At 64.8% G+C, this 1,757-nt stretch carries 1 protein-coding gene; it reads right to left on the reverse strand.

The features are described from left to right. Positions 1-1,543 (reverse strand): preprotein translocase subunit SecA (gene secA / locus HR086_RS46640; protein ID WP_174468889.1); only part of this gene is annotated, 1,543 nt, incomplete at its 3' end. Between the last annotated feature and the right edge of the window lie 214 nt (positions 1,544-1,757).

The raw sequence follows: 1,757 nt of genomic DNA on the forward strand, positions 1-1,757 counted from the left end.
CCTCCGGCGGGGGGCCCACGGAGGCCTTGGCGAGCACCTCCGCGTTGCCACCCAGGAGGATGTCCGTTCCACGGCCGGCCATGTTGGTGGAGATGGTGACGGCGCCCTTGCGGCCCGCCTGCGCGACGATGTCCGCCTCGCGCTGGTGCTGCTTGGCGTTGAGGACGTTGTGGGGGACGCCACGCTTCTTCAGGAAGTTGGCGACCACCTCGCTCTTGGCGATGGACACCGTGCCCACCAGCACCGGCTGCCCGTTCTTGTGCAGCTCTTCAATCTGCGCGGCCACCGCCTCGAACTTCTCGCGCTCCGTCTTGTAGACCACGTCCTGCTGGTCCTTGCGGACGTTGGTGCGGTTGGTCGGGATGACGCGGACGTCCAGGTTGTAGATCTTCGCGAACTCCTCCGCCTCCGTGTCCGCGGTGCCCGTCATGCCGGACAGCTTGGTGTACATGCGGAAGTAGTTCTGGAACGAGATGGTCGCCAGCGTCTGGTTCTCGTTCTCGATCTTCACGCCCTCCTTGGCCTCAATCGCCTGGTGGAGGCCGTCGGACCAGCGGCGGCCCGGCATCTGGCGGCCGGTGAACTCGTCGACGATGACGACCTCGCCGTCCTTCACCACGTAGTCCTTGTCGCGCTTGTAGAGCGTGTGCGCGCGCAGGCCCTGCTCCACGTGGTGGAGCGTCTCGATTTCGCCCGGATCGTAGAGGTTCGACACGCTCAGCCGCTTCTGCAGCTTCTCGATGCCGTCATCCGTCAGGGACACCGAGCGGTGCTTCTCGTCCAGGGTGAAGTCCTGGTCCGGGACGAGGCCGGGGATGACCTGGTCCACCCGGTAGTACTTGTCCGTGCTGTCCTCGGTGGGACCGGAGATGATGAGCGGGGTGCGGGCCTCGTCGATGAGGATGGAGTCCACTTCGTCGACGATGGCGTAGTTCAGCTCGCGCTGGACGTAGTCCTGCAGGCGGAACTTCATGTTGTCGCGCAGGTAGTCGAAGCCGAACTCGTTGTTCTGCCCGTAGGTGATGTCCGAGCGGTAGGCTTCCTGGCGCTGCTTGTCCGACAGCTCGTGGAGCACGCAGCCCGTCGTCATGCCCATGAACTTGTAGACGCGCCCCATCCACTCCGCGTCGCGGCGGGCGAGGTAGTCGTTCACCGTCACCACGTGCACCCCGCGCCCGGACAGGGCGTTGAGGTAGCAGGGCAAGGTGGCCGTCAGCGTCTTGCCTTCACCGGTGCGCATCTCCGCGATGCACCCCTCGTGCAGGAACATGCCGCCGATGAGCTGGACGTCATAGTGACGCTGGCCGATTTCGCGGCGCGCGCCTTCACGGATGAGCGCGAAGGCCTCGAAGAGCATGCTGTCGAGCGGCCTCCCGTTCTGAATCTCCTGCTTCAGCCGAGCCGTCTCGGCAGGAAAGTCCTCGTCCTTGAGGGCCCGCATCCGGCTCTCCAGCTCGTTGATGCGGATGACCTTCTCGCGGGCCTTCTTGAGCTCGCGCTCATTCTTGGTCCCGATGAGCTTCTTCAGCGTCCATTCGATCATTCGTTGACTCTCTCGCGGCCGGAGAATCCTCGAAGGACGGCGGCGAGTGAAGGGAAATCCCTGGAGATGTAAGGGAGGCTTGGTGGGAAACCACGCGCGCCTCTTGAAACTTCCTCTCGGCCGGTTGCCCAGCGCGCATCGGTTCAGAGTAAAGCGGAACGGAGCCCACGCAATGTCCCCTCCGCGAAATCCCCGCCGCCGGCCTGCCCGGGGC

The sequence above is a fragment of the Myxococcus sp. CA039A genome (assembly GCF_013336645.1).
Classification (GTDB): Bacteria; Myxococcota; Myxococcia; order Myxococcales; family Myxococcaceae; genus Myxococcus; species Myxococcus llanfairpwllgwyngyllgogerychwyrndrobwllllantysiliogogogochensis.